This is a genomic window from Sphingobium sp. (genome assembly GCF_035511395.1).
In the GTDB taxonomy this organism is placed as follows: Bacteria; Pseudomonadota; Alphaproteobacteria; order Sphingomonadales; family Sphingomonadaceae; genus Sphingobium.
The window spans coordinates 1-3,420 of sequence record NZ_DATKFP010000223.1; the positions used below are offsets into that span (position 1 = coordinate 1).

Annotated in this window: 1 protein-coding gene; it reads left to right on the forward strand. The window is 63.3% G+C overall.

Annotated elements, in window-relative coordinates; all coding sequences use genetic code 11:
- A partial coding sequence (locus tag VMR39_RS15160) for a helicase-related protein (RefSeq protein ID WP_325416787.1) occupies positions 1-3,420 on the forward strand: 3,420 nt, incomplete at both ends.

The following is a 3,420-nucleotide window of genomic DNA, read 5'->3' on the forward strand; positions in this document are numbered from 1 at the left end:
GCGGCGTCTCAGGAGAAGCTGCTCACGCATTACAGGCAGTTCACGAAGAAATACGGGCCGATCAACCGGACGATCACCACTCTCCGCGCCGACCCGGACACCGGTGCCGAGAAAGAATATCAGCGCCGCCCAAACCTTCAGCCTTTCCTCGACGATCCCGACGTCTGGCTGGTCGCGTCGATCGAGGCCTATGACGAGGCGAGCGATACCGGCACGCCAGGCGCGATCTTCACCGAAGGTGTCGTCAAGCCGCCGGTCGCCCATGAAATCCACTCGGCGCAGGATGCGCTGGCGGTGTCGCTTCACGAGCGCGGCCGCGTCGATCTCCCGCTGATCGCCGGTCTGCTCGGGGTTACCGAGCCCGAGGCGCTCGCGGACCTTGCCGACGATATCTATCTCGACCCCGTCCGCACCACGCCCCACTTCGACCACTGGGTTACTGCGGACGAGGCCTTTTCAGGCCCCGTGCGGACCAAGCTCGCCCTGGCGCGCGAGAAGGCCGAGACCGATCCCCGCTTCCATGCCGTCGCCACCGCACTCGAAGCGGTCCAGCCGGTCGACCTCAAACCCAGCGAGATCACCGCGCGTCTCGGCGCGCCATGGATTCCCACCAGGGTCATCGAAACCTTCGTCGCGGAGATCATGGAGGTCGAGACCACCATCTATCATACCGTCGATATTGCGAGCTGGACCGTCGACAAGGCCCCGTTCGCCGGACATGTCAGCTCCACCTCGACCTGGGGCACGGCACGCCGCGGCGCCGCGGACTTACTCGAAGATGCTCTCAATTCCCATATCCCCAAGATCTACGATGTTCATCGCGAAGCTGACGGTTCGGAACGCCGCGAACTCAACGTCACCGACACCGAAGCCGCGAAAGAGAAGCTTGCGGCGATCAAGTCGACCTTCGAGACCTGGGTCTGGCAGGACAGCGAACGGGCCGATCGCCTGGTCCGGATCTACAATGACGCCTACAACAACCTCGTTCCCCGGACCTTCAACGGCAGGCATCTGACGCTCCCCGGCGCGTCGACCACGATCCAGATGCGCGATCATCAAAAGCGCGTCGTCTGGCGGATCGTCGCCGCGGGCTCGACCTATGTCGCCCATAGCGTCGGCGCGGGCAAAACCTTCAGCCTGTGCGCCGCCGTGATGGAGCAGCGCCGTCTCGGTCTGGTGAACAAGCCGATGATCGCGGTGCCCAATCATTGCCTCGCGCAGATCGCGCGCGAGTTCCTGATGCTCTATCCCACGGCGCGCATCCTTGTCGCCGACGATACCAACTTCATCAAGGAGAAGCGGCGGCGGTTCCTGGCGCGCGCGGCGACCGGCAACTGGGACGCGATCATCATCACCCATGATGCGTTCAAGTTCATCCCCACCCCGACAGCCTTCGAAAAACAGCTGATCGAAGACCAGCTCGCCAGCTACGAGGTGCTGATCACGGGCATCCAGAGCGATGACCGCGTCTCGCGCAAGCGGGTCGAGCGCCTGAAAGAAGGACTCCAGCGCCGGTTAGAGAACCTGCAGGCCCGCAAGGACGATCTCGTCCATATCGGTGAGATCGGCATCGACCAGATCCTGGTCGACGAGGCCCAGCAATTCCGCAAGCTGACTTTCGCGACCAACCTCGGTGACCTCAAGGGCGTCGATCCGGCCGGCTCGCAGCGGGCATGGGACCTCTTCGTCAAGGGCCGATACCTTGCCGGCATCAATCCCGGCCGCGAGCTGATCCTGTCGTCGGGCACGCCCATCACCAACACGCTGGGCGAGATGTATACGCTGCAGCGGTTCATGCAGCCCGATGAGCTGCACGCCAAGGGCCTGCACGAGTTCGATGCCTGGGCCGCGAACTTCGGCGACACGCGCACCGAACTCGAACTCCAGCCGAGCGGCAGCTACAAACCGGTCACGCGCTTCTGCGAATTCGTCAATGTCGCCGACCTGATGGCGATGTATCGCAGTGTCGCCGACGTCGTTTTGAAGGACGATCTGCGCCAATATGTCCGGCTGCCCACCATCAAAGGCGGCAAGCGCAAGATCATCGTTGCCCAGTCCGGGGCGCCCTTCAAGGCCTATCAGAAGGTGCTCGCCAAGCGCATCAAGGCGATCGAGAACCGCAGCGGGCGACCCCAGAAGGGCGACGACATCCTCCTTTCGGTGATCACCGATGGGCGGCATTCCGCGATTGATCTCCGCTTCGTCGATCCCATGATGGGGAACGAGGAGGGCAACAAGCTCAATCTCCTGATCGAGAACGTCCATAGTATCTGGCGCGATACGGCCGACAATCGTTACACCGATCCTGAAACCGGCAGGCCGTATCCGCTGCCCGGCGCGGTGCAGATGATCTTCTCCGATCTCGGCACCGAGAACGCCATCGAGACACGCGGCTTCTCCGCCTATGTCTGGATCCGCGAGCAGCTGATCGAAATGGGCATACCGGCCGATCAGATCGCCTTCATGCAGCATTACAAGAAGAACAGCGCCAAGCAGCGCCTGTTCAACGACCTCAACCAGGGGCGCAAGCGCATCCTCATAGGCTCGACTCCCACCATGGGAACGGGCGTCAACGCGCAGCAGCGCCTCAAGGCCCTGCATCACCTCGATGTCCCCTGGATACCCTCCGATATCGAGCAGCGCGAGGGCCGGATCGAGCGCCAGGGCAACCAGAACGACGAGATCGAGCTCTACGGTTACGCCACCAGCGGCTCGATGGACGCGACCAACTGGCAGATGCTCGAGCGCAAGGCCCGCTTCATAGCCATGGCGATGTCGGGCGATCGCTCCATCCGCCGGATCGAGGATGTCGGCTCCAACGTCAACCAGTTCGCGCTCGCAAAGGCACTGGCGTCCGGCGACGATCGCCTGATGCGGAAAGCCGGGCTCGATGCGGAGGTCGCAAGGCTCGAGCGCCTGCGCGACGCGCATATCGACGACCAGTATAATATCCGTCGGACCATCAAGCGGACCGCGGACGCCATCATCGACGGCTCCAGCCTGATCGCGAAGCTGGAAGCTGATATCGCACGCCGGGTCCTACCGCGTCACGACGAAGTTCTGTTCGATTGCGGCGGCGCCATGATCACCGACCGCAAGGCCACAGGCGAACGGATCCTGCGGCAAGCCTTCGAGTTGCGGCTGCACGGCGGCCAGGCCCGCCAGTTGCTCGGCACCGTCAACGGCATCGATGTGGAACTCTCGGGCTATGAGGCCGTCGATGACGATGGTGAGCGCGGTATCCGCACGTCCGTCGCGGCACTGCACCATGGCGAGCGCAATGGGTTCGAGGTATCCGACAGGACGCGCTGGAGCACGGCGCTGGGCCGGCTCGAATCCTCCATTCTCAATCTCGACGCCGATCTTGCGGCCGTTCAGGCCGATCTCGAGGCGAACGAGCGACGCCTTCCGGCCTTCGAG